This window comes from Salinimonas profundi (assembly GCF_014750655.1).
Lineage (GTDB): Bacteria > Pseudomonadota > Gammaproteobacteria > Enterobacterales > Alteromonadaceae > Alteromonas > Alteromonas profundi_A.
The window spans coordinates 190965-217141 of the sequence record NZ_JABBXD010000004.1 but is presented as its reverse complement, the minus strand read 5'-3'; the positions used below and the strand labels follow the sequence as shown (position 1 = coordinate 217141).

Annotated in this window: 21 protein-coding genes; 12 read left to right on the top strand and 9 right to left on the bottom strand. The window is 47.9% G+C overall.

The window, feature by feature from the left end; genetic code table 11:
• Positions 1 to 71 precede the first annotated feature (71 nt).
• Together rluA and rapA are read right to left on the bottom strand one after the other, a co-directional pair.
• A complete protein-coding gene (rluA, locus tag HHX48_RS09810; protein ID WP_191024623.1) occupies positions 72 to 782 on the bottom strand; it encodes a bifunctional tRNA pseudouridine(32) synthase/23S rRNA pseudouridine(746) synthase RluA in 711 nt (236 codons plus the stop codon).
• Positions 782 to 3610, bottom strand: coding sequence for an RNA polymerase-associated protein RapA (gene rapA / locus HHX48_RS09805; RefSeq protein WP_191024621.1), 2829 nt, complete (start codon positions 3608 to 3610; stop codon positions 782 to 784). The genes rluA and rapA overlap by 1 nt, the downstream gene beginning before the upstream one ends.
• A 300-nt stretch (positions 3611 to 3910) precedes the next feature.
• On the opposite strand from rapA, the gene HHX48_RS09800 reads away from it, so the two are divergent.
• Positions 3911 to 5308 (top strand): PhoH family protein, encoded by a 1398-nt coding sequence (locus HHX48_RS09800; protein ID WP_191024619.1) that lies wholly within the window; start codon positions 3911 to 3913, stop codon positions 5306 to 5308.
• A 51-nt stretch (positions 5309 to 5359) separates the two neighbouring features.
• On the opposite strand, the gene HHX48_RS09795 is transcribed toward HHX48_RS09800, so the two are convergent.
• The 3 genes from HHX48_RS09795 to HHX48_RS09785 all read right to left on the bottom strand — a co-directional run bounded on the left by HHX48_RS09795 (position 5360) and on the right by HHX48_RS09785 (position 9595).
• Positions 5360 to 6307: a hypothetical protein gene (locus HHX48_RS09795; protein ID WP_191024617.1), complete on the bottom strand. Its 948-nt coding sequence runs from the start codon at positions 6305 to 6307 to the stop codon at positions 5360 to 5362.
• Between the two features lie 74 nt (positions 6308 to 6381).
• The gene (gene cysG / locus HHX48_RS09790; RefSeq protein ID WP_191024615.1) at positions 6382 to 7776 is read right to left on the bottom strand and encodes a siroheme synthase CysG; all 1395 of its coding nucleotides are present in this window, start codon (positions 7774 to 7776) and stop codon (positions 6382 to 6384) included.
• Between the two features lie 121 nt (positions 7777 to 7897).
• Positions 7898 to 9595: a DEAD/DEAH box helicase gene (locus HHX48_RS09785; RefSeq protein WP_191024613.1), complete on the bottom strand. Its 1698-nt coding sequence runs from the start codon at positions 9593 to 9595 to the stop codon at positions 7898 to 7900.
• 221 nt (positions 9596 to 9816) lie between these two features.
• Here HHX48_RS09785 and prsT point away from each other — a divergent pair, with 221 nt between their 5' ends.
• Positions 9817 to 12582 carry an XrtA/PEP-CTERM system TPR-repeat protein PrsT gene (gene prsT / locus HHX48_RS09780; protein ID WP_191024612.1) on the top strand — a complete coding sequence of 922 codons (2766 nt, stop codon included), beginning with the start codon at positions 9817 to 9819 and terminating at the stop codon, positions 12580 to 12582.
• Between the two features lie 68 nt (positions 12583 to 12650).
• On the opposite strand, the gene HHX48_RS09775 is transcribed toward prsT, so the two are convergent.
• Positions 12651 to 13412 carry a PEP-CTERM sorting domain-containing protein gene (locus HHX48_RS09775; protein WP_191024610.1) on the bottom strand — a complete coding sequence of 254 codons (762 nt, stop codon included), beginning with the start codon at positions 13410 to 13412 and terminating at the stop codon, positions 12651 to 12653.
• Positions 13413 to 13676: 264 nt separating this feature from the next.
• A complete protein-coding gene (locus HHX48_RS09770) occupies positions 13677 to 14717 on the bottom strand; it encodes an AI-2E family transporter (RefSeq protein WP_191024608.1) in 1041 nt (346 codons plus the stop codon).
• 226 nt (positions 14718 to 14943) lie between these two features.
• Here HHX48_RS09770 and HHX48_RS09765 point away from each other — a divergent pair, with 226 nt between their 5' ends.
• Positions 14944 to 15219 carry a YrhK family protein gene (locus tag HHX48_RS09765; RefSeq protein WP_191024606.1) on the top strand — a complete coding sequence of 92 codons (276 nt, stop codon included), beginning with the start codon at positions 14944 to 14946 and terminating at the stop codon, positions 15217 to 15219.
• An 80-nt stretch (positions 15220 to 15299) separates the two neighbouring features.
• Here HHX48_RS09765 and HHX48_RS09760 read toward each other — a convergent pair whose 3' ends face one another.
• Positions 15300 to 16118, bottom strand: a complete 819-nt coding sequence (locus HHX48_RS09760; protein ID WP_191024604.1) for an ion transporter — start codon at positions 16116 to 16118, stop codon at positions 15300 to 15302.
• Between the two features lie 107 nt (positions 16119 to 16225).
• Between HHX48_RS09760 and HHX48_RS09755 the strand changes: the two genes are divergently transcribed.
• The gene (locus HHX48_RS09755; RefSeq protein WP_191024602.1) at positions 16226 to 16384 is read left to right on the top strand and encodes a hypothetical protein; all 159 of its coding nucleotides are present in this window, start codon (positions 16226 to 16228) and stop codon (positions 16382 to 16384) included.
• A 72-nt stretch (positions 16385 to 16456) separates the two neighbouring features.
• Here the strand turns inward: HHX48_RS09755 and tolC are convergent, their stop codons facing one another.
• Entirely contained in the window at positions 16457 to 17830 is a 1374-nt protein-coding gene (gene tolC, locus HHX48_RS09750; RefSeq protein WP_191024600.1) for an outer membrane channel protein TolC, read from the bottom strand.
• A gap of 268 nt (positions 17831 to 18098) precedes the next feature.
• Between tolC and nudF the strand changes: the two genes are divergently transcribed.
• The 8 genes from nudF (at position 18099) to HHX48_RS09710 (ending at position 26170) form a co-directional block, all read left to right on the top strand.
• A complete protein-coding gene (gene nudF, locus HHX48_RS09745) occupies positions 18099 to 18725 on the top strand; it encodes an ADP-ribose diphosphatase (protein WP_191024598.1) in 627 nt (208 codons plus the stop codon).
• Positions 18726 to 18772: 47 nt separating this feature from the next.
• Positions 18773 to 19168, top strand: a complete 396-nt coding sequence (locus HHX48_RS09740) for a DUF1249 domain-containing protein (RefSeq protein WP_191024726.1) — start codon at positions 18773 to 18775, stop codon at positions 19166 to 19168.
• Complete coding sequence (locus tag HHX48_RS09735; RefSeq protein WP_223858234.1) at positions 19168 to 19905, top strand: metallophosphoesterase family protein; 738 nt, start codon at positions 19168 to 19170, stop codon at positions 19903 to 19905. The genes HHX48_RS09740 and HHX48_RS09735 overlap by 1 nt, the downstream gene beginning before the upstream one ends.
• Positions 19902 to 20486: a YqiA/YcfP family alpha/beta fold hydrolase gene (locus HHX48_RS09730; protein ID WP_191024594.1), complete on the top strand. Its 585-nt coding sequence runs from the start codon at positions 19902 to 19904 to the stop codon at positions 20484 to 20486. The genes HHX48_RS09735 and HHX48_RS09730 overlap by 4 nt, the downstream gene beginning before the upstream one ends.
• Before the next feature lie 155 nt (positions 20487 to 20641).
• Entirely contained in the window at positions 20642 to 22537 is a 1896-nt protein-coding gene (gene parE / locus HHX48_RS09725) for a DNA topoisomerase IV subunit B (protein ID WP_191024592.1), read from the top strand.
• Between the two features lie 113 nt (positions 22538 to 22650).
• Positions 22651 to 23271, top strand: a complete 621-nt coding sequence (locus HHX48_RS09720; RefSeq protein WP_191024590.1) for a TnsA endonuclease N-terminal domain-containing protein — start codon at positions 22651 to 22653, stop codon at positions 23269 to 23271.
• Positions 23264 to 25207 (top strand): Mu transposase C-terminal domain-containing protein, encoded by a 1944-nt coding sequence (locus HHX48_RS09715; protein ID WP_191024588.1) that lies wholly within the window; start codon positions 23264 to 23266, stop codon positions 25205 to 25207. Before HHX48_RS09720 ends, HHX48_RS09715 begins: the two co-directional genes overlap by 8 nt.
• Positions 25208 to 26170: a TniB family NTP-binding protein gene (locus HHX48_RS09710; RefSeq protein WP_191024586.1), complete on the top strand. Its 963-nt coding sequence runs from the start codon at positions 25208 to 25210 to the stop codon at positions 26168 to 26170.
• Positions 26171 to 26177: the final 7 nt, after the last annotated feature.

Here is a 26177-nt window from a genome sequence, read left to right as displayed (position 1 = left end):
CTGTTAACCGCGCGTTTTCACTGAACAGTGATAAAAAAGGGCAGCAAACACTGTCGACCAGTCAGCGTTTGCTAATTATTGATGTATTCCGGAACCGCTAATGGTTCCGGTTTATGATCACTGAAGGGAATTGCAGTTTCAAAGTGACACCACTGTGATGTCTCGGGGTGACGAATGATCAGTGTTTGTGCATGCAGTTGCAAACGTGTTGCTTTAGCCAGGGCTTCAGGGTGCGCGTACAGGCGGTCACCCAGAATCGGGTGGCCCAGCGCCAGCATGTGCACCCTCAACTGATGAGAGCGTCCGGTCACTGGCTTTAGCGCCACCAGGCTTTCACTGTCGTTTTTGCTCACCACCGAATAGTAGGTTACAGATGGCTTTCCATTGTCGTGACAAACCATTTGCTTGGGACGATTAGGCCAGTCACAAATCAGCGGTAAATCGACCATACCAGCAGGCTGTCGCATGCAGCCATCGACTCGCGCGTAATAGCGTTTTTGAGTCTGCCGCGTGGCGAACTGTTGCGATAAAAACCGGTTGGCATCCTTGGTCAGCGCCATAATCATGATGCCTGAGGTTGCCATATCCAGTCGATGCACCACCGCTGCATTCGGATAGACACGCTTTACGCGGGTAATCAACGAATCTTTATGAGCGTCTGCTTTGCCCGGCACGCTAAGCAAGCCACTGGGTTTATTGGCCACCAGAATCGCCTCATCCTGATAAAGAATATCCAGATAAGGCGACAGCGGCGGATTGTAAACAAACGGGGGATTTGCCATTAAGGATTATTCACCACGATCCGTAGTGCATCCAACTGTACTTCGGCATCGTCAAATGCGTCATCCAGTGCGGCAATCTGAGTATCAATAAAGTCGATTTCACTGTCGCGAATTGCCGGATTATCCTGTTGTAATTCGCGCAGGCGCTCGATTTCTGCACCCAGTGACGACTTCATATTCTCCCGTGCCTGTGCCAGCAAGGTATCAGCTTGCTGCGAGGCCAGTTCGCGGGCTTTATCAATCTGATTGTTGACTGGCTTTTTCAGTGCTCCGATAAGCTGCTGAGCAATTTTCTTATTGGCGCGGCGGGTTTTTTCAAAGGTCGTGTCGCTTTCTTCTCCTTGTGCATCAATGCATAGCTTAATTGGCGTAGCGGGTAAGAAACGGGACGCCTGAAGGTGCGCTGGTGCATTTACGCTTAAGGTGAACAACGCTTCGAGCCAGTAAGCCCCTTTAGGTAATGTGCGATCAGCGATAAAGCCAAGGCTTGCTTTACCAATGGTGTCGGTAAGAATAACATCAACAGCATTATGTACCAGCGGGTGGTCCCAGCTAAGATAGTGCACATGCTCCAATGTTGTGGCCACGCGTCGGCGATAGGTCACGGTCATGCCTTCAGGGTCCAGTCCGGGCAGACTGTTAACCATCGATTCACCCGGACGCAGGATAAAACAGTCATTGCCTTTATCTTCCTGGTTAACACCAATGGCATCGAACAGCCAGTTCATAAAATCTGACAGTGCATCGTTTGCATCCTGCGCGATGATGTCATCCAGCAAGTCTTCCACTTTGCCTTTTCCTGATGCATTGAGTTCAAGCAGACGGTCGCGACCAGCATCCAGTTGCTGACGCAAAGACTGATTGATTTCATGCGTTCTGGTAACCAGTGCTGTCCGGCTCTCCTGATCCTGTGGTACCAGCAGACATTCGGTCAGCTGGTCTTTTACCTGTTCGAAAACCCCCGTGCCGGTAGGGCAGGTTTGCGTAAATGCGCCTAATCCGTCGTTATACCAGTCAAGCAGTACAGACTGCGCGGTATCTTCAAGGTACGGAACATGAATCTGAATATCTTTGGTCTGTCCGATACGATCAAGGCGTCCGATACGCTGCTCGAGCAGGTCCGGTGTCATCGGCAGATCAAACAGCACCAGGTGATGAGCAAACTGGAAGTTGCGACCTTCCGAACCGATTTCGCTGCACAGCAGAATTTGCGCGCCCTCTTCATCATCAGCGAAAAAATGCGCCGCTTTATCACGCTCTACAATGCTCATGCCTTCATGAAACACACTATGACGGATACCGGTGCGCAGACGAATCGCCTCGCCCAATTGCTGGGCGGTCACAGCACTGGCGCAAATCAGCAGTACCTTTTCCGGTTTAACCGTAGGCAAAAATTCAAGTAGCCACTCTACGCGGGGATCCAAATCGGTCCAGCTGTTAACCAGCGAAGGCTGGCGCTCGGGATACAGAGCCTCGTCCAGGTCATCGGTTAATTCCAGCATGTCTTCATAGACATCCGGCAGCGGTAAAGGATGTGCCTGTAAGTGGCGTTCGGGGAACCCGGTGATGCCGGCCCGGCGGTTTCTGAATAACAGTCGGCCGGTGCCGTGACGATCAATAAGTGCGTGCAGGAGTGCATCACGTTGATCGAAATCATCCAGATTGGTTAACTCGCTGGCGCTGTGGGGGGCCAGCTCGCGAATACGGGCTATTTCTTCGTCAGTGAGCGTATCATCGCCCAGCAAAGGGGTCACCGCTTCAGCCAGCTCACTGTACTGTGACTCTTCTTTTAAAAAGGTGTCGTAATCATGAAATCTGGCAGGATCCAACAATCTCAAGCGGGCAAAATGGCTTTCGTGGCCCAGCTGATCCGGCGTGGCAGTGAGCAGCAGTACACCCGCAATGGCGCTTGCCAGGGCTTCGATACACTGGTAATCCGCAGAAGGAGCCTCGGCTGACCAGACAAGGTGATGCGCTTCATCCACCACCAGTAAATCCCAGCCTGCTGCAAGCGCCTGTTCATGGCGTTTGGCATTATTACGCAGAAAATCCAGACTACACAGAACCAGTTGTTCCTGCTCGAACGGGTTTTCTTCGGATTCGTCCATCGCCTCACAGCGGCTTTCATCAAAAATGGCAAACGCCAGATTGACGCGGCGTAGCATCTCGACCAGCCATTGATGTACCAGTGAGTCCGGCACCACGATCAATACGCGCTGGGCCCGCGCTGTTTTGATTTGCTGGTGGATAATCAACGCTGCTTCAATGGTTTTACCTAAGCCCACTTCATCGGCCAGTAGCACCCGCGGAGCATGCCGGTTGCCCACCTGAGAAGCAATGTGTAGCTGATGAGGAATAAGCTCAATGCGGGCACCGGCCAGGCCGATGGTCTGGCTGCGCTGATAATCGCTCATGTGGGTAAAGGCTTTCAAACGCAGGTCGAACCATTTGGGGATATCGTGCTGCATGCTGAACAAACGCTGTTCAGGCTGGTTGAGCCGGATATGATGGTCGAGCATGGTCTCAGGCAGGCGGGTCGTCTCGCCGGTGTCGGTGTGAGTGCCATGATAAATCACCACGTCCTGCGAAATCTCTGTGTCGGTGACCGCCATGCTCCAGCCATCCTGACTTTTAATCGTATCACCCACTTCAAATGTCAGGCGGGTCAGCGGGGCATCATTTTTGGTGTACTTTCGGCTCTCACCCGTCGCTGGATAAAAAACTTCCACGGAGCGAAAGTCCTGATTAACAATCGCACCCAATCCCAGTTCGGATTCTGTATTACTTAGCCAACGCTGGCCTACCGCGTACTCGCTTGCTGAACTCATGATACCTAGCTGTCTGTGTTTCAAAGGGGCAGTATTGTACTTATCCGGACCTGCTGAATAAAGTTCACTTTGGCTGTGCCTGCCTAAAATATAGGATTTATCTCAAATTTATGCAGAATTCATGGCGTGTAAAAAAAATAAATTCTAAAAAGTAGTGATAAAGCACAAATTCTGGATTATGGTGAAAGTGTAAGTCGATGCGACACGGAGTGGGTCGTAAAGTTCGACCGGCTCCTCCCGTAATCGTCTATTGCGCGTCAGCGGTACAGACGGGCATAGCTTTGACAATCGGAGTGAAGGATGCCAGGAAAAAAATCGCCAGAAACTAAAATCTACGTCCTCGACACAAACATACTGCTTCACGAACCTCACGCATTTCTCTCGTTTAAAGAAAACGACGTTGTTATTCCCATGACCGTTCTCGAAGAACTGGATTACATCAAAGACAGCAAAAAAGATGTGGCCCGTGATGCCCGGGTATCAATTCGTGCCATGGAGGATTTGCTGCATGACGCTTCGCCCGAGGCGATGATAGAGGGCGTCAGTATGGAAGGGCTGGGCGCGGGTAAGGATGCACCCACCGGCGCGTTATCCATTTTTACTGATTTAAGTATGGCTGAGTCTCAGCAGGTTTTTACCAGTAACGAAAATGATAACCGGATTATCAACGTTGCTCTGCATTTACAAAAAACGTTTGCTCCCCAGCAGGTTGTACTGGTCACTAAAGATCTGAACATGCGCCTTAAAGCCAAAGGTGCCGGTCTGGCGCATGTCGAAGACTATCGGACTGACCAGTTAATCAGTGACATTAAATATTTGTCGCGGGGCTACCATCAGTTTGAGGGAAATTTCTGGGAGCAGGTGAAGTCGGTAGAAAGCCGCTCTGAGGGGCGCGATACCATCCATACGCTTGAGCGAAGCGTGCTGCCCGAAGCGTATGTGAATGAATTTTTACTGGACGACTCCCGTCATTTTGCCGGTTTGGTCGAGTCAGTGGATGAAGAGCATATTGAGCTGCTTGATTTGGGTTATGAGCGTTTGATGAGTCGCCATGCATGGGGCATATCGCCAAAAAATATTGGCCAGGCGATGGCGCTGCATGCATTACTTGATGCGCACATTGATCTGGTAATACTGACCGGTCCTGCCGGTAGCGGTAAAACGTTGCTTGCCCTGGCCGCCGCCCTTGAAATGGTGGTGGAAAAGAATATGTACGATAAGATCATTGTGACCCGCAGCACGCCGGATATCGCAGAGTCTATTGGCTTTCTGCCCGGCACCGAGGAAGAAAAAATGTTGCCGTGGCTGGCAGCCATTACTGACTCGCTGGAGGTTTTGCATAAGCATGATGAAAACGCCAAAAGCTCCATGAGTTACATCATGGAAAAAGCCAATATTCAGTACAAGTCTGTTAATTTTATGCGCGGAAGAAGTATTCAGAATGCCATCGTTATTTTGGATGAGTCGCAAAACCTGACCGCGGCGCAGCTAAAAACCATCATTACACGATGTGGTGAGGGCACCAAACTGATATGCAGCGGTAACCTGGCGCAAATTGATAGTAATTACCTCTCGCCGGTTACGTCGGGGCTGACCTATCTGGTTGAAAAGTTTAAAAACTTCTCTGGCAGTGCCACCCTTAACCTTGATGGTGTAGTGCGCTCCCGTCTGGCGCAATTTGCCGAAGAGCATTTATAAACACAGGCGCTGTAAGTGCCATTCATGTAAAGCGCCCCGGTTCCGGGGCGTTTATATTTGTTCTATCGTGAAATGTCTGTTTGCCAGTGCCTGGCGACTATCCGGTGCTACCTGACCCATAGGTAACTGGGCCGGGCCGGTTGGCTCAAAGAGGACATAGGTTTTCGAATCGTAGGTGAGGGTCTGATCGCCAGCCTGCGGCGTTAGCGCGACGCCAAGCAGGGCGTGGCCGGGCAACAGCACCAAAATCATCGGCGTATCAGGCAGAAAGCCGCGGGCAATGGCCGCGGTCATCACTGATTTGCTGTCACAGTCGCCTTTATTCTGGGCCAGCAAGCCTGCAGGAGGCAGAAAGCCAGCGCCATTATTGTCCGCACGATTCGCCAGTCTGTCGTAGGGAATGCTTTGTACCCAGCTCAGCAGAAAATTAAAATATTCACGCGCATCCGCCTGCTTACTCACCGAGTCATAAATAGCCTGGGAAAGGGGAATTAGCGGTTCAATATACTCGTGAATAAAGCGGATATGGTCGGGCTTGACCGCTTCTTCATTAAATACCGTGGTGTATCTTGTGTAGTAGTTTTCCTGCAAATAACTATCGTACGCCTGCTCCTGCAAGGTACTTAGCTGCTCAGTTATGCGTTTATTACGGGCCGCGCTGGTAGAACTGACACTGATTTCCATACCGCGATGGCGGCGATTAATATTTATTTTGGCTTGTTTAGGATCTATCTCTTTGGCTGCTTTCATCAGCTCTACATAAACATAGCGCTGTACCAGTGCCGGCGAGTAGTTGTTTTGTATGGCAGGTGCCTTAGCCATCGCCTGTCGGTCCAGGCTGAATGATAAAGATGCCGGTTGCTGCCCCTGGCGAGACCAGCGGTAATCGTAGCTCAGCGTGTTTTGATTTTGTGATAAGGAAAAGCTGAGCTGCTCGCCACTTACCTGACCGGTAAACACCCACAGCAACATACCAACAATCAGACAGCGAGTTTGCATTTTTACTGCTTATTATTTAAACCATTGCTCTATTATGCGCAGCATTTATCAAAGGTAAAGTTAAAGCCGTAAAATCAGTGCTCAGGGGCAGTAAACCAGTCAAGCTGATGATGCAGCGAAACCACGCTGCCCACAATGATCAGGGTGGGCGGCTGCATTTGCGCAGTGGCAGGGTTATCGGCAATATCTGCCAGCGTACCGGTAACAACCCGCTGCTCGGGTAATGTCGCCTGCTGGATCAACGCGATGGGCGTCGATGCAGGTAGTCCATGTTCTGTAAGCTTCTGGCAGATAACAGGCAGGCCGGTCAGGCCCATGTAAAATACCAGTGTGCGGTGCTCGCTGGCCAGCGCAGACCAGTCGAGATCTACCGTACCATCCTTTAAATGACCGGTGGTAAATGTCACCGATTGCGCATGATCGCGGTGGGTAAGGGGAATGCCCGCATAGCTGGCAGCCCCACTGGCTGCGGTGATGCCAGGCACAACCTGAAACTCTATTCCATGCTGGAGCAGGACCTGTATTTCCTCACCGCCGCGACCAAAGATAAACGGATCGCCGCCTTTTAAACGCACCACGCGGTTGCCTTTTTTGGCTTCGCTAACCATCAGCGCATTGATGTCATCCTGGGGTAATGAATGATTAGACTTTTGCTTACCCACATAGATTTTTTCAGCATCGCGTCTAACAAGCTCCAGAATCGGGGCTGACACCAGTCTGTCGTATATCACCACATCGGCCTTTTGCATCAGCCGCAGGGCCCGAAATGTCAATAAATCAGGGTCACCGGGCCCGGCACCGACCAGGTAAACCTGACCCTGAGGCATGGTGTCTGACGCTGCCGCGCTTAATGCTTCCTCAAAGCGCTGTTCAGCCTTTTCGTTCTGCCCTTTCTCAATCAGCTCCGCAATATCACCGTCGAGCACATCCTCCCAAAAGTATCGACGGGCGGTGACGCCGTTAAGGGTCTGCTTGACCTTGTCGCGAAATTTTTCTGAAAAGCGTCCAAGACGACTGATGTGAGTCGGGATCACGCTTTCTAGTTTCTGACGCAGATAGCGCAGCAAAACCGGCGCCACGCCACCACTGCTCATCGCGATGGTGATGGGTGAACGGTCGATAATGGATGGAGTGATGAACTGGCAAAGTGGGGTGTTATCTACCACATTTACCAACACGTTGTGCTTGTCACCCAGACGGCGGATCGTCGCGTTCAGTGCCTCATCGTTGGTGGCGACAAACGCGATATCCGCGCTTGCCAAATCCTGCTCCTCAAACGGGCGCTGCAAAATAGTAACCTGTGGATGCTCTGCATAGCCAGCTACGGTATTACAAACATCAGGGGCAACTACGGTTACCTGTGCCTCACTTTTAAGCATTAATTCCAGTTTGCGCGCCGCCACTTCACCGGCGCCGACAATCAGACATTGCAGTGAATGGGTATCAAGAAAGACAGGAAAGTAACGCATGGAATTTTCTCAGGAGCCAGAAACAGTAAAAGCGCCATTCTGACGCTTTTACTTATTTATTAGAAACAATTAAATCGGAAAATATATTACGTTTAATTATATCCCAATGTTTTCTTATATCTTACCGTTTCGGACCACGGCGCTTCGGCGGCGCATCACTCCACTCACGAAGATTCAGACGCTGGCCAGCTACGCGGGTTTTACGCAGAATGTCGCGGGTTTGTTCTGGCATACCGTCCGGTAAATCAACCGTGCTGAAATTATCATAAATTTCGATAGCACCAATATTCTTACTCTTAAGGTTTGCCTCATTAGCGATGGCGCCAACGATATTACCCGGCTTCGCACCGTGGGTATGACCCACTTCAATACGATAACGCTGCATACCTGCTTCCGGCTTGCTTTTACCGCGTGGCTTTTTGCGCTCACGATCATTGCCACGGTCGCGGGGATTTCTATCCTGACGAGGAGGCTTGCTATGTAAGTCCGGACGATCAGACTCTTTAAGCAGCAGTGGCTCATTACCCTGCGCCAGCTTCACTAGCGCCGCCAGCAACGTTTCCGGGTCAGCTTCGGTTTCTTCTTTGAGCGACTCAACAATAGGCATCAACGATTCAAGGCTGTCATCAGAACAGGCCTCTGCTACCGACTGCTTGAATTTCGACAAACGGGTTTCGTTTAATTCATTGATTGAAGGAATAGGCATCACTTCAATAGGCTGACGCGTTGTTTTTTCAATCGCAAACAACATCCGCTTCTCACGGTGTGAGATAAACAGAATCGCATCACCGGCACGACCAGCACGGCCAGTACGACCAATACGGTGAACGTAGGACTCTGTATCGTACGGCACGTCATAGTTAACCACGTGACTGACACGCTCAACGTCAAGGCCGCGGGCGACCACGTCGGTGGCTACCAGGATATCGATATCGCCTTTCTTAAGCTTATCCACTGTACGCTCACGGGCGTTTTGAGGGATGTCACCATTTAGAGGCTCAACGTCATAGCCCCGGGCTGACAGTTTTTCGGCCAGCTCTACCGTGGCGGTCTTGGTGCGAACAAAGATGATCATGCCATCAAAGGGCTCGACTTCCATAATTCGTGTCAGCGCTTCAAGCTTATGATGGCCAGCGATCTGACAATAGCGCTGACGAATGGTCGACGCGGTAGACACTTTAGACTCAATTTTTACATGCTTGGGATCTTTAAGATAACGCTGGGTTATTTTCTTAATCGGCCCTGGCATAGTGGCAGAGAACAACGCTGTCTGACGCTCTTCCGGTGCGTTTGACAGAATCGTTTCTACATCGTCAATAAAGCCCATGCGCAGCATTTCGTCGGCTTCATCAAGTACCAGGTACTTCAGCTCACCAAGATTCAGCGTTTTGCGTTTAATATGGTCGATGATACGGCCGGGCGTACCGACGACAACCTGGACACCGCGTTTGAGCTGGCGAATCTGGTTATCGTAAGACTGACCCCCGTATACAGGCAGTACTTTAATCTTCTGAGAGAAGCTGGCATAAACCTGAAAGGCTTCAGCAACCTGAATAGCCAGTTCGCGGGTTGGCGCCAGCACCAGCAATTGAGGATGTCTGGCATCGGCGTCAATATTTGCCAGCATTGGCAAGGCAAATGCGGCGGTTTTTCCTGTCCCTGTTTGTGCCTGCCCCAACAGATCGTGGCCTTCCAGTAGCAACGGTATACTTTCAGCCTGAATCGGCGATGGCTTTTCATAGCCGACTTTTTCAAGGGCTTGTAAGATAGGTTGTGGTAAGTTGAGGTCTTTAAATGTCAAATCGACAGTAGTGGTCATTCACGATCCTGATGGGTAAGGCAGACTCAGCGGCGAAATTGCGCTGGTGTTATTGCAAAACCATTATTATAGGGCATCTGAGCGTCAGATACCACGTAAAACCATGGCCGTTACGAAACAGGACCAATAATGGATTATAAATCTTCGCTGGCATATTCTCTTACAGGCGATAAACTCAATCAGTTACACAATTAAAACGACAGTGAATACAGGTGTATAGGATGAAATTAACTACAGTGAGTAAAAAAGTTGCGCCGCTTTGCGTAGCGTTATCCGTTTCTCTGGCTTTAGGCGGTTGCGGCGAAAAATCCATGGACGAACATCTGGAAGCCGCCCGTGGCTATACCCAACAGCAGGATATGGATGCGGCCATTATCGAGTATAAAAACGCGATTAAAGCTGACCCGAAATCTGGCGAAGCGCGCTTTGAGCTGGGTCGACTTTATATGGCGACCGGGCAAATGGAAGCGGCTGAAAAGGAGCTCAATCGCGCTCTGGAACTGGGCTATTCCGCCTCTGAAATTATTCCGCTGCTGTCCAAAGCTTACCAACAGACCGGGGCTGAAAATGCGCTGGTGGATATGGAAATTCGACATGAAGGAATGAGCGAAAGCGAAACCGCTGAAGTTGCCTTTTATAAATTGCAGGCGCTGGTGCAACTGGATAAGCAAAAAGAAGCCCGGACCCTGATCGATCAGATTAGCGAAATGCAGACTGACTCTGTGTATCAATCGCTGAGCCTGGCCTACCCGGACATCATGGATAAAGAGTACGCCGCTGCTCTGGAAAAAACAAAAGCGGCGGCAGAAAAATCGCCTGATAACAATGATGTGCTGCTTCAACTGGCAAAATTAAGTGCGCTGACGGGAGACTTACAAGGCGCGATTGATAATTACAAAGCCTATATAGACGCCAATCCGAATGATTTGAGTAAAAAGTTTGCGCTGGTCAGCCTGCTGATTGAGACGCGCCAGGTTGCTGAAGCGAGCCCGTATGTTAGCGAGATGCTTAAACAGTATCCGAATAATGGTTTGCTGAATCAGTATCAGGGCCTCATCGAATCTGCGAAAGAGAATTACGAAGCGGCGCTTATTCATTTAGAAAAGGCCATTCAGTCGGGACAATCTGGCCCGGCGGCCCGCTTAATTGCCGGCTATGCTGCTTATAAACTGGAAGATTATTCTGCCACCAGTCAGCATCTGTCGATGATTGCCTCCAATTTACCGGACAATCACCCCGCGTTAAGAATGCTGGCAGACAGCTTGTTACGACAAGGCGAGAACGAAGAAGCCACCATGATTTTGTCGCGGGTGGACGGTGAGAGTGAAACTGATGCCGCATTATTTTCCAAGGCGGGTTTTCAGTTATTGCGTGAAGGCAACATGGTCGATGCGCAAAAAATGATTGATAAAAGCAGTGAGCTGAGTCAGGAAGCTGAAGATCTTGCCCGGCTTGGTGTACTGCAGTTATCAGTGAACGATGTGGAAGGGCTGGTTAATCTGCAAAGTGCGGCTGAGCAGGCGCCGGACAATGTGGCTACGCAAAAAACCTTGCTGGCAGCATACGTTAACACCGGGCAAAGTGAAAAAGCCCGCGAAATGGCCAATAAGTGGATTGAAAATAATCCTGATGATCCGGACCCTTATATCTATCTGGCAGAACTGGCGCTGAAAGAAAAAAATATCGAAGAAGCGACAACCATGATGAATAAAGCCAGCGAGCGTGGCCCTGATGACCGTCAGGTGCAGCTGGCACAGGCAAAACTGTATATCATCAGCGAAAAATATCAGGATGCTGAAACATTACTGGAAAAGGTGCTGAAAAAGGATGCGACTGACACCAAAGCATTAGGTTTGCTGTACGCCTCTGTCAGTCAGCGTGGCGGCGACACCGCCCAGGTGAAAAGCCGTATCGAAAGCACCTTAATTAACAATAAAGATGATGACGCACTGCGCCTGGCGCTGGCCCGCTTACAGTTTGCTGAGCAGAATTACGATGCGGTCATGGATACCCTGTCCCCATTTAAAGCCAATAAAGACGCGCCTAAAGGCTATTGGCAGATGGAAGGCCAGGCATTGTTGCGATCAGGCGCGGTGAAAAAAGCGCAAGATCATTATAAAAAATGGGTGTCTTTGTATCCGGCCGACAAAAGCGCGGTATTGGGTAAATTGTTATTAGATGATGCGCAAAATAATCATGCTGATGCAATCACCACTATCAATCGTTTTCTGGAGAAGCGGCCCGATACTCAGGTCCGGGTATTGAAAGCGTATTTTCTTGCGGTCCAGAAAAAGCCGGAAGCAGCGCGTAAAGTCTTAGAAAATGTGCCGGAGCAGGTGCTTGATGTTCCTTTCGTTCGCGGGATTACGGCGCGCATCAACCTTCTTGAAGGTAACGATGAAGCGGCAATTGAAGATGCCAAAGCGGCCTACGAAGATACGTCTAATCCGAAAAATACATTACTCGTGGTTGCCAGCCTGGAAAGTGCTGGTAAAAAAGAGGAGACATTCTCATTTTTACAGGAGCATTATCAGAACCATCCTGATGATATTCGCGCGACCATGCTCTATGCCGAGCGCCTGATTGGTACAGATCGTCAGCAGGCCAAGGAGATTTACTCGCAGGTACTTAAAAAGCTGCCTGACAACTTTGTTGTACTGAATAATCTGGCTTATCTGCATATGGAAGACGGAGAGCTTGAAAAGGCACAGCCTCTGGCACGTCGCGCCGTTGATCTGCAGCCCAAAAGTGCAGATGCCGTTGATACGCTGGCCCAGATTCTTTTAAAAAGAGAGCGTTATGAGCCAGCCCTGAAGCTGTACGACAATGTTGATATTGAACGGATCCGCAATGAGATGGTGTATCTCAACTATGTTGAGGTGCTGGTAAAAAATAATAAAAAACAACTGGCAGAGCGCCGCCTGAGTGCCCGGGAGTTTACCGGCGAGGCGCAGCAGCGCGCGCAATCGCTCAAATCTCAGCTGTAATTACCAAACGCTGATTACCAAGACAAAAAAGGCGCCCGAGGGCGCCTTTTTTGTTTTTCATGCAGTCACTATCTGCGACGCAGCAGCATCAGGCCGCCAGCAAACATAAGCAACGCAGTAGCAGGCGCAGGCACTTCCATTGCGCCATCACCAGACACAACCTGAATCGATGTAGAGGCAATCTCATCACCGTTATCAAAAGCACTTAATCGGATATCATACAAACCGTCATCGGTATTGGTAAAAGTGAACTCATCATTGTTGAAGAATTCCATGTTCCAGCTGTTTTGCGCGACATTGTTGTTATTGATCAGAAATGAATAACTCTCTTCAGCATCTTTTGGATTGAGGTTACCGGTTCCATCGGATCCTATTGCGTGATCTGCGTCTGGTTGATTTATCAAGTCAAACGCAAGAAACTGGGTGGTCACGCCCGGGTCGTAATCGATCTCCAGTAGATAGGTGAAATCCGATAATACCGAGCCTGAACCATCAACATTGCTGTTCACACTGAAATCGAAGTTCCAGATTGCAGAGCTGGATGAACCTTCATCCCAACCAAAGCCAGTCGGTGGCGCAATATTGTCGAAATAGTATTTACCGGCACCATCGCTGTTATAGATTGACGCTGGTTGATTAGTTTCATCGAAGCGCAGTTTGGCGCGCAGACCCAGTTCTACACCGTTGCGTGAATCTACCGTAAAGGCGCCATTAGCATTACCGCCACCGTAAATCACATCAGGTGTGACATTTTGATCATACATAAGGCCAGCGTTAGCTGTAGCACTGATGAAAGAGGTGGCGAATAAAATTTTAGATAAGTGTTTCATTGGCATCCGTCTCCGTTAATTTAGGTATTCTGTTATAGTTTTAATTAAGTCCTGATAACCCGGACTTATGAACACGGATAGTGGAGCAAAAAGTAAACCACTTTTTATAATCTTTAATTATCAATGGCTTATAAGTATACTAATACTTTAGTTGTAAATTTATCTGACAGTAAAACTTTAAGCTTAATCAAAATAAAGTTATAAAAAGTTTTTAGCCTGTTGGGTGAACGATAATTCTAATATGGGATGGAAACATGTTATTACTTACGGATGCTCATCAACTGCGGATTTGAGCCCATCCTCCACATACCACATCCTGATAACCACCATGAGTGTGACCACCAGGGGGGCCGCCAGTAAAATTCCTGTCATACCTACCAGCGCGGCCAGAAATACCTGGGCGATAAGCGTCAGGGCTGGAGGTAGGTCAGCAATTTCTGCCTGCAGTACAGGCGTGATGACATAACTTTCAACCGCCTGGATAGCGATATACAGAAGGGTAACGTACAACAGCGCATCAAGACCTGTGATCATGCTGACCATCGCAGCAGGAATAAACGCGATGATTGGGCCAAGATTGGGTATGAAAGAAAGCAAAGCGGCAATGATGCCAAGAATCAACGCAAGCTCAATGCCGAGCGCCCATAGCCCGATTGTGGTTAATACGCCCACCACAATCATGGAAGTAATTTTAGCCACCAGCCAGCCTGACAGGGCGACAGCGCAGGCGTCCAGTATATCCCGCGCACGTTGTCGATGTGCCGGCGGAACAAGTATCACCGTGCCGTTCACATATGTTGCGGGATTGACCAGAATAAACAGGCCAAGAAAAATGGCAAAAATCATACTGCCAACCCCATTCGCCGTCGTCGAGAAAAAGTTGGACATAGCCTTGATGACCGTGCCTATCTGCGGATCGTAGTCACGCAGGTTTTCTATCTCTTCGTCAATTTTTCCCGCCCATCGTAGCTTATAAAACTGCTCCTGCATGTGACTTAATGCCTGCGGAAGCCGTTCCATTAACTGAGTTGCCTGCGTGTTTATCTGAGGCGCGGTGTACCAGAGAAAAAGCGCAAACAGCAGAAGTGGAACCACGATGGTTAGCGGTAGCCAGATTTTATGCGAAACCTGGGTTTTCGCTTCCAGCCAGCTTGCGGAACGTCGAAACAGAATGGCCAGTAAGATGGCGCCGAAGATGGTCAGAAAAATTTTGCCACTGACAACGACCCACCAGGTGAGCAGAAAGACCAGTGCAGTGATACTGGCCTGGATAAACGTTCTCTTCGCCAGTTGCATGGTATTCATAATATTCCTTAAAGGCGAAAGTATAAGATTACGGTGTGGGCAGGCAGTCTGATCGGTTATAAACACACTATATGCTTAAAAAAGTGTATTGGCGGGGGGCTCACTGGCGACATGCCACCGCTTAGAGGTATCAAACACGTATTTTTATTTAATCGACAAAGCCAGTAACCAGCTAGCGTCGTATCCGACAACCTAATTGTCAACATATTCGACCTATGAGACGCCAATGTCGCAACATAATATAGATAACCCGATAACGATTCGTCTTGGTCAGGAAGAGATTGTTATACGACGTCGATACGAGCTTGCCAGCATCGCGAATGACTTTTTGATAGCACTCTGGTTTCTGGTAGGCAGTATTTTGTTCTTATTTCCTGAGCTGGAAACGTACGCTATCTGGTTATTTATTATCGGCAGTTTTCAGTTTTTAATCCGCCCGTCTTTGCGTTTGATAAGCCATTTTCATATAAAAAAGCTTCCCTCAAGCAATTGGGAAAATTAACCATTAGCAGGCAAGTGCATGAAGCAAACTTGCCCTGCCGATACGAAGTGGCAGCTTTCAATTAGTCACCGGAACCACTATCAGGGCCGGCGATTTTGATCTCGCTGTTGATTGACTGCCGCTTTAAGCGCATTAAGCTCATTCATGACATCCCGTAAAGTCGGCTCATTGTTGTCCTTTTCTTTTTCTGCGCGCACTTTGGCATTTTCCTGTTCCATCACATTGACCACAATCCCTATCACCATGTTTAAAAACGCAAACGCGGTGAAGAAAATAAATGTGAGGTAATAAAACCAACTTAAGGAATACACTTCCATGGTTTCGTACATGACATCTGTCCAGTCTTCAAATGTCATAACCCGGAACAGCGTCAGCATTGAAATCGTGATGTCGCCCCACAGTGTCGGATTGATATTCTCAAACAAGGTGCTGCCAATCGCCGCATAGATGTAGAAGATAATGAACATTAAAAGCATCACGTACCCAAGCTGAGGCAGTGCTTTTACCAGAGAAACCAGCAGAATACGCAGTTCGGGAATGATGGATATCATCCGCAGTACACGAAATACCCTGACCAGTCGTCCGACAATCGCCAGGTCAGTACTCTCCGCAGGAATTAGTGAGACGACCACGATAAGCGTGTCGAACCAGTTCCAGAAGCTCTTGAAAAAGTCGCGCTTTCGCGGCTCACCCAAAAAACGGATGGTGATTTCTGTTAAGAAAAAGATGCTGATAAACCAGTCGAGAATAAGCGTCAGTGACGCGAACCCGCTGGGCATATCGTAAGTTTTCGCACCCACCAGTAAAGCGGAAACAATAATGACGGTAATAACGAAGGTTTCAAAAATTTTATTAGCCCGAATGGACTCAAATTTTCTTTGTAACTGAACAGCTTGCATTTTTTTTACTTCTTGGAGAAAAACCAGGGGCCGCGTGATTATTGCAAATTGCATTTAATTGCTACACTATAATTATCACGCACACCGGTAGGGAAACCAGGATTAACATGGACAGCGATCTTATAACGTTGCAGCGCAAATTAAACCAATTTTCAAAAGAACTCGATAAATTCACGCCAGAGCCTCAATCTGTGCTGGAATTTAAAAGTAAAATCAAGGCGTTATCTGGACTGCTTGAGAATGTAAACCGAAAGCTGGCATCATAAGCGCGTTGGTTTACACCGCGAATTAACAAAAAAGGGGCTTCTTAAGGCCCCTTTTTGATATATAGCTATCGATTAATTGCCGTTATTAGATGGCTGTGGGGGGCGCAAGCCCTTATTGATCATCTGTACATCTTCTTGCGTCAGCGTACCTGCTGCCTGCTTAAGCGTGACCACAGCCTGGATAAAGTCATACCGTGCACCGGCAAGGTTACTGCGAGCATTAAACAGATTGCGGGTGCTGTCCAGTACGTCAACAATCGTTCGCGTACCCACATCAAACCCTGCTTCTGTGGCTTTCAGCGCACTTTGCGCAGATACCACTGCCTGCTCCAGGGCACGAATGGTTGATATTGCCGCTTTGATATCGTTGAACGAGCTGCGTACAGACTGGACAGTCTGGCGGTATGTCTGTTCCACATCCTGACTGGCAGCTACATATAAATACTTTGCCTGATCAGTCTGGCTACTGACACGAAGTCCCTGGAAAATAGGCACATTCAGATTAACACCGACGCTATAATCATCCAGATACGGGGTTTCAATATTGAGTCGGTCGCCGGAAATATCATTTTTAGTGCGGTTGGCCTGCGCTGATAAACCGAGGGTAGGGTAGTGGCCCGCCCGCGCCTGACTGATATCCTCTTTGGCAATATCCAGCGCCAGTCGGTCAACAAGCAAAGACAAGTTTTTGTCTTCAGCGATTTCCAGCCACTCCTCAGGTTTTGATGGAGACGGCATGGTGGCAGAAAACGAATCAGTATCCAGCGGGTACAGCCGGTCATGGTATTTGCCGGTGATCACGCGAAGCTCTTCAAGCGCCAGCTCCACCTGGTTCTGCGCCTGAATTTCCTGCGCGACGGTATTGTCAAAGTTCGCCTGCGCTTCATGCACGTCGGTAATCGCCGTCAAGCCTACTTCAAAGCGTTGTTTGGTCTGTTCCAGCTGACGCTCAATGGCGCGCTTTTCGGCGCGTACGAATTCGAGATTATCTTTAGCCCGTAGCACGGAAAAATAAGAGTTTACTGTGCGGACAATCAGCTCCTGCATGGCAGCGGCCAATTGGGCGTCACTTTGCTCGGCGGTTTTTTCCGCCCGGTTGAGTCCTACCCAGTTGGCGTGGTCATATAAAGACATGTCCAGGTTCAGACCGTATTGGGTTGTATCTGAGTCAGCGTCAACGATGATCAACGTGACATTTTCCTGGTCACCGGCAAACTGTGTGTTCTCGCGGCTGGACTGCTGATAACTCACCGAACCGGATATCTGCGGTAACAAATTGGCCCGGCTGATAGGAATTCCTTCAAAGGCAGCGTCTCGTTGTGCCTTCGCTCTGTTTACGACCGGATCATTGTTCAGCGCCTGCTGATAAACATCGTATAAGTCGTCTGCCAGTGCAGAGCTGGTCACACCGAGGCTAATTACTAGCGACAGAAGTGTACGTTTCATTAATTCGCCTTCCTGTATTATTTATGCGTCTTTCAGACTGCTTTAGGTTGTCAAGTGTATGAAAATCAAATGCAATCCGGTAGTCCAATGTCGTAACGAAGCGTATTTAACTGTAACAGAATGTAATACCCCGTAATGCGTTGCGACAAAGTGTAAAGCTGCCGGTATGCAAGATGCCACCCATATGCGCTGCCTGCATGTTCGTCGTTAAACCACGAATCTTATTGTAAGGCTATCTTATCTTTTTTACATGCGAAGGTGAATGTAAGTGAGCAATAAAATACACAGATTTAACTCAACTGATGTAAAGGTGTCTGATAAAAAGCCACTGTATCAGGGTTTTTTTAAAACAACAGAATATACCTTTACCCATAAGCTGTTTAATGGGGGATGGAGCGACCCCATCCGACGTGAAGTGTTTGAACGTGGACACGCGGTGGCGGTGTTGCCGTATGATCCGGATACCGGTGAGTTTGTGCTGATAGAGCAGTTTCGTATTGGCGCGGTAGAAACCAGTGATAAGCCGTGGCTCATCGAAATTGTCGCAGGCATCATCGATGAAGGTGAAACCCCCGAAACCGTTTGCTATCGGGAAGCGCAGGAAGAAGCTGGCATTGCGCTGACCAATCTTACCCGCGCGACATCTTATCTGGCCAGCCCGGGTGGAACCACGGAACGAATTGATATTTTTGTTGCCCGAACAGATTCAACAACGGCGCACGGTGTTCACGGTCTGGACAGTGAGTCAGAAGATATTTGCGTGCACCGGGTAGCAGAAAGCGACGCCCTTGAATGGCTTAAAAATGGCCATATTGACAATGCAGCATCGATTATTGCGCTACAATGGTTTTTTATGAATAAACAGGAATTACTCGAAAGTTGGCCAACACAGTGAAATATTCAAACAGGGTCACCCGCAAATATGTGCCGAACCTGCCCAGTATGCAGGCGGTCTGTGAATTAAATTACGCGCATTTTTTGCGGGTACTGCCCGATTGTGACACTGCCGACATGACCTACGAGTTTACCGTTAAAGATGCGCTGAGCTACCGTATTACCATTACTGACTCTGCCCGCTACACCACCACGCTGAATGTGGAACAGGTTAATGCATTTTCGCCAGCGTACCTGAAACCAGCCATGACAGTCAGGTTATATCATGATGCCCGGGTGGCAGAGGTGATAAACAGCCAGAACACCGGGGCTTTTGCGGCCTCTTACGATTACCCGAACAGCAAAATGCGTCAGCGTAATGAAAAACAGATGGTGAATATCTTTTTGGCTGAATGGCTGCAGTTTTGTCTCAGGCATCACCCCAGGGTGACCAGTGAAGCCTGATGCGGCTGATACAAATAACGGACTGTCATTTATTGTCCGACATCAAACGCACTGCGTATGGTGGCATCAATCCTCATACATCATTGCTTCGCTGTCTGCAATTGTGCAATTCTCTGGCCCCGGATGCGCTACTGATTACCGGCGATATCAGCGGTGATGATAGCGTGGAAAGTTACGCGCATTTTACTGCGTTGCTGGCCAGCCATTGTCCGTCTGTGCCCTTCAAAGTGATTCCGGGCAATCATGATGTAAATCCTCATTTTAACCAGATGCTCAAACATGCCACATTAATAGCCGGAAGCGCCTGGCAACTAGGCCAGTGGCATATCCATGGAATGGATTCTACTTATACGGGCACCCGTGGGCAGGTCGACAATCAACAGCTGGATCTAATCTCCCAGGCCGTTGCTGCGCATCCTGGGGTTCATCATCTGGCAGCATTACATCATCACCTGTTGCCGACAAATAGCTGGATGGATACGCACGCGCTTGAAAATGCCGGCGAGGTGCGTGCATGGTTTACCCGCCAAAGAAACATTCAAGCGATAATTTATGGTCATATTCACGCGGTACGTGAACATACCGTCGATGATCGGGCTGTGCTTTCCGCTCCATCAAGTTGCTGGCAATGGCGTATGACAGCCGACTTTGGTGTAGATAATATCGCGCCGGGTGTGCGGGTGCTGGATTTAGCGCCGGATGGTACTATGACAACCTTTATCAGGAGAATTGAATGAGTAACGTGTTGTATCTGCATGGGTTTTTAAGTTCGCCGCAGTCTGTGAAGGCGCAAACGACCGTGCAGTGGTTCGCCGAACATTATCCGGACACGGTTGTGCATACACCGGCACTCTCAAATTACCCGTCAAAGGTATTTGGTCAGTTGGAAGGGTATATTAATTCACACCCTGAGTTACTGGAAGACGGGCTTAAAGTTATCGGCAGCTCAATGGGTGGCTATCTGGCCACGTATTTGGTCGAGCGCTTCGGTGGCAAAGCGGTACTGATTAATCCGGCGGTAAAGCCTTACGAGTTGCTTCTCGATTATCTGGGAGAACATGTCAACCCTTACACCAATGAGGTGTTCGAGCTGGTTGCTGAGGATATGGATACTTTAAAAGCCCTGGATACTGAGGTGCTGAGCGCACCCGATGCGTATCATGTTATGCTGCAAACCGGTGACGAGACACTGGATTACCGTCAGGCACAGTCGAAGTACGAAGCCGGTACTTTGGTGGTAGAGCAGGGCGGCGATCACAGCTTTATTAACTACCCCAATCATTTACCAGCGATTGCCAGATTTCTCAACATTCAGTAAGTCGAGCGGGTGTAATTGCCCGGCCTTGACACTATTGCTACTATCGTAATTGCTAATATCGTACCAACGTGTGCTACCATCGCAATCATGAGGCGCAGTGCGGCGTATGGACCTGCCAGAATATTTGGCATTAACCAAGAATAAAAACAATACCTATGGCAAATCAATATAACTCTGAAGCAATTGAAGTTCTCAACGGCCTGGAACCGGTTCAACGCCGGCCGGGCATGTATACCGATACTGCCAGACCCAATCATCTGGGGCAGGAGGTCATTGATAACAGCGTGGATGAGGCGCTGGCAGGTCACGCGTCGAATATAAAAGTTATTTTGCACGAGGACCAGTCGTTAGAGGTCACCGACGACGGTCGCGGCATGCCGGTGGACATCCACCCGGAAGAAAAGATTTCCGGGGTCGAGCTGATCATGTCCAAGCTACATGCCGGCGGTAAGTTCTCCAATAAAAACTATGCCTTTTCCGGTGGTTTGCACGGGGTGGGTATTTCCGTAGTAAATGCATTGTCGACCAAAGTTGAAGTGACAATTCGTCGGGATGCCAATGTTTATCAGATTGATTTTGCCAACGGCGATAAAGTAGAAGACCTGCGAGTGGTTGACACCTGCGGCAAGCGCAATACCGGCACCCGGGTGCATTTTTGGCCTGACCCCCAGTATTTTGATTCCGCCAAATTTTCGGCTTCGCGGCTGATTCACAATCTGCGCGCAAAAGCTGTTCTATGTCCGGGTCTGCGCATCAAGTTTGATAACAAGGTCACAAAAGAAACCTACGAGTGGTATTACGAGGATGGTCTGCAGGATTACCTGCATCAATCGGTAGACCAGTATGAAACTATCCCTGCTGATGCGCCGTTTGTCGGTGCATACAGCGGTAATACCGAAGCGGCGGACTGGGCCGTGATGTGGCTACCTGAAGGTGGAGAGTTGGTAACCGAAAGTTACGTCAACCTGATTCCAACCGCACAGGGCGGGACGCATGTAAACGGGCTGCGACAAGGGTTGCTCGAGTCGATGCGCGAATTTTGTGAGTTTCGAAATTTATTGCCCAGAGGCGTTAAGCTGACGCCAGACGATATCTGGGATCGTTGTGCGTATATCTTATCCACCAAAATGCAGGATCCGCAGTTTGCCGGACAAACCAAAGAGCGGTTATCTTCGCGGCAGGCATCGGCATTTGTTTCGGGTGTCGTTAAAGATGCTTTCAGTTTATGGCTGAACCAGCATACCGATGTGGCCGAAGCGCTGGCCGAGATGTGTATCAGTAATGCCCAGCGCAGGATGCGGCAGAACAAGAAAGTGGCGCGCAAAAAGGTCACACAGGGCCCGGCACTACCGGGCAAGCTGACTGATTGCTCGTCACAGGATATTAACTACTCCGAGCTGTTTCTGGTGGAGGGAGACTCTGCAGGCGGGTCGGCAAAACAGGCGCGGGATCGTGAGTTTCAGGCCATCATGCCACTGCGTGGAAAAATTCTGAATAGCTGGGAAGTGGATTCTTCCCAGGTTCTTGGCTCTCAGGAAATTCATGATATTTCGGTCGCGCTGGGCATCGATCCTGCAGCCGAAAACCTGGATGGCCTTCGCTACGGTAAAATATGTATTCTGGCTGATGCCGATTCTGACGGGTTGCATATCGCGACCTTGTTATGCGCACTGTTTGTGAAACATTTTACTGTGCTGGTGGAGCACGGGCATGTCTATGTAGCGATGCCACCGCTGTTCAGAATTGATGTCGGTAAGGAAGTGTTCTACGCCCTGGACGAAGCGGAAAAGCAGGGCATTCTAGATCGTATCGAAGCAGAGAAAAAACGTGGTAAGGTTAACGTCCAGCGCTTTAAAGGGTTGGGCGAGATGAACCCGATGCAGTTGCGTGAAACCACCATGGATCCCAACACCCGCAGGCTGGTGCAACTTACCATAGAAGATGCCACTGATATGCTTGAACTGATGGACATGCTACTGGCCAAGAAACGCAGTGGCGATCGTCGCAACTGGTTGGAAAGCAAAGGCAATAAAGCCGAAGTCATCTTGTAAATTAAACCATAAGATGACAAATTGAAATCATAAAGTGACAAAATAAACCATAAGTTGACAAATTTACGCTTCTTCCTATAGTGGATATAGAAAGTGATTGATATAGGAAGAGCATGAAACGGCGAGACTTAAAGAGTCGGAAAGGCATTACGGTTTGCAGTTTCCCCGCTACCAAACCTAATCGAAAGACCATTTTGACTGAAAGTTTGCTTGAACGGGATTTCTGCTACCACCTTGAATGGGATGATGATGTAGTTGCTTATGAGAGTCAGCCAGAGCCAATCAGGTATTTTTACAGGGGAACCTATCATATCTACACGGCTGATTTTCTAGTCGATTTTGTTGACGAATCACAGAAGTTATATGAAGTAAAAGATACCCGCTTCCTTGATGATGAAATAGAGGAGGAGCTTAATGTTATTGGTGAATATGCAAATGCATCTGGTTTCCAGTTCGAGGTGGTTACCGAGAAGCGCATAAGAGCCCGTCCCTATTTTACAAATCTCAAGCATTTGTGCGATGCCAGAGCATCCACTCCTCTTCCACAAGACCTAGAAAACGAAATTATTAATTTAGTTAGCAGCAATGGTTGCATGAGCATTTCTGAAATTCTTGCCCAGATAGATGTTAACTTGATTGATATTTATCGGCTCATTGCACTGCATGAGCTTAACTTTGAGATCAATTCCATCGCCTTAGGTCTTACATCCAAGGTTTCATCGAACAATGAATGATTACTCGGTTGGTACTTTTTTAATAACAGATAATGAAAAGCGTCTGGAAATAATACAGGTTGAAGATACTTACCTTACTCTGAAGGACCCCTTTATAGGTGACACTGAAAAAGTCGCTCGTAAGGTTATCGACGAAAAATTATTTCTCGGAAAGATGAGTATTGCGGTATACGACGAGCGCTCGAAATCTTTGAAGAAAAACTTATCAAAAGACTTTGCATCATTTCCCGAGAAACAAAAAGAAGTTGCTATAAAGAGGTTTGCCTATGTAAAAGGCATCTTAGATTCGAAATTGACTGGATTTACAAAGAGAAACATGGAACCTGTCTTAAAACATATAGCTGATAATAGAGGTGAAAAAGCACCTGGTTGGCGAAGTGTTGTAAGGTGGATTGAATGGTATGAATCATCAGAAATTACGGGATTGATGGATCAAAACCCTCGCAAAGGAAACAGAAAAGCGCGGGTTACGCCTGAAACTGAAGAGTTAATTGAGAACTCGTTGAAATATCTTTTAAAAAAAGAAAGGCCGACAATTGCGAAAGCATATGAGTATTTTAAAACAGAAGTTTCGCTTAAAAATGCCAATCGTCCTAAGGAAGGAAAATTAAAGTTAATCTCTTATCAAGCATTCAATAGGAAAGCGAAAAAGTTATCGGAGTATGAAAAATTACTTCATCACGTCGGAAAGCAAAAAGCTGCCAAAAGGTATCGCCAGTCTCATCAAAGTGCGTTATCACATACTGTCGACCATATTCTCGATTGTGTTGAAATTGACCATACCGTTGCAGACCTTTTTGTGGTCGACGATACATACCGCATTCCACTAGGCAGACCAAGAATAACATGTATTATTGATTGGAAGTCGAAGTCAATTTTAGGTTTTTACATAGGTTTTGAGGACCCAAGTTACATAAGCATTGCTAAAGCGATGAAAATGGCAATTTCGGACAAAAGTAAGCTACTTGAAGACTGTCCTCTTATTGATAATGGGCACTGGCCTTGCCGCGGAGTTTTCAAATCTATGTCTTACGACCGAGGTCGAGATTTTGAAAGCAGCTTTCTGAGAGACGCGCTTCTGGAACTTCAAATCTCAGGAAATGCTAATCCCGCCGGCAAACCATGGAATAAAGGTTCTATTGAGTCCTTTTTTAATACTTTGAACAAAAAGTTCATGGTCGATATTCCGGGCAAAGTATTTTCCAATTTTGCGTCGTCAAACGAGTATCACTCGGAAAAAAACGCCGTCCTCAGTTTATCAGAGTTACGAGACTACTTTTTGAAGTGGATTGTAGAAATCTATCAGGTCACCCCCAACTCAACAGAAACCAGAATTCCCAACGAAACCTGGCTAGAAGATGAACAGTTTGTCGGTATTCGAATGGTAGACGAGCACAAACTGGACTTGATGCTTTGTGAAAACAAAACTCGCACTATAGGGCAAAGGGGAATAACGAATGAGGGATTGATTTATTACTCAGATCAGTTACTCAAGTTATCGATGAAGGGAATAAGAAAGGTCCAAATCAAAGTCAATAGAGATGACCTTGGATACATTTACGTGTTGGATGAGAGCAAAGGTGAATACTTCAGAGTAGAGGCGTCTAACCAAGAGATATCTAAGGGGATTAGTGTTAAACAACACGAGATGGCAAAAAGATATGTTCGGGAACAGATTCGAGCGAAAGTCGATGAGGAGTCCATAGCGAGAGCCTGGAACGAAATACAACTAAGTATTGAGCAGAGTGTGTCGAAGACCAAGTCTGTTACAAGAAGATTGAAGCAAGCACAAATGATGGGAGCCGGAAAAACAGGCAAGCCTGCGACATTGTTACAAGATAAGTCTCGAGAAAAGAGCAAAAAGAGCGAGACAGTCGATTCGCTACTAAAGCAACAGGTTACTATTTCCAAACTGCCCAAAGATATGGAGCCTTAGATGAACTTCGATTTAACAGAGCTTGACAAAGAACAAACTGAACGGTTGTTAGAAGTTTCAAATTTAACAGTGTTTACTGAACGCTTTAGTGACATCTATAAAGCCATTAAAAATCAACATAGCCTAAGTGTTCTAAATAATTTTAAATCACGAGCAAACAACATAATGATTTACGGCCCATCAGGTGCTGGCAAAAGTACAATTGTTGAATACTACCGTGACAAATATCCCGAACGTGAAATAGAGACTGAAGATAAAAGTTTCTCCTCAAAGCCTGTTTTATACGTTTCACTGCCTAACGACAAAAATCCCAAAGCTGCACCTAGAGCTATTCTGCATAGCTTAGGAGCTCCTCCTAGAAGGTCTACGGAGAGTGCATCTGAACTGAATGCCGCTTTCAAGGACTTGGCTGAAAAAACAGGGGTAGAAGTGATCATTATCGATGAATGGCACAACGCTTTTAAAGGAGGCACTAAAAATGACATTGTTAGAGCTGCGACCTGGGTGAAGACCGTCATTAACGATACTAAAAGGCTTGTGGTATTGGTTGGATTAGAGGACGAATGCAAAACACTACTTGATATGGATCCCGAGGTGGAAACGCGATTTCCTCGACGCTTTAAAGTAGATTTTTACGACGAAAACTCATTTTCACAATGGTTGGCGCTTCTTGACAGCATTGATGAAAAGCTCCCATTTTCCAAACGCAGTAATTTAGCTGACCAAGAGCTTGCAGTTAGACTGCTCATAGCGGCAGAGGGGAGGTTGTCTTATTTAATGGAACGCATTATTCAGCCTGCTGCGTATACTGCTATCTTCGAGGATACTGATTATGTAACGATAGAGCAGCTATTTGAGGCATCACAAAAGCACCTTGAATTACCAGACAATAAAAATCCTTTAAATCTTGCTAGTGTTCCTCTTGAGTCGCTAAAAAAGTTGAAAATTGGTCAAACCAAGTGAAAGTTGT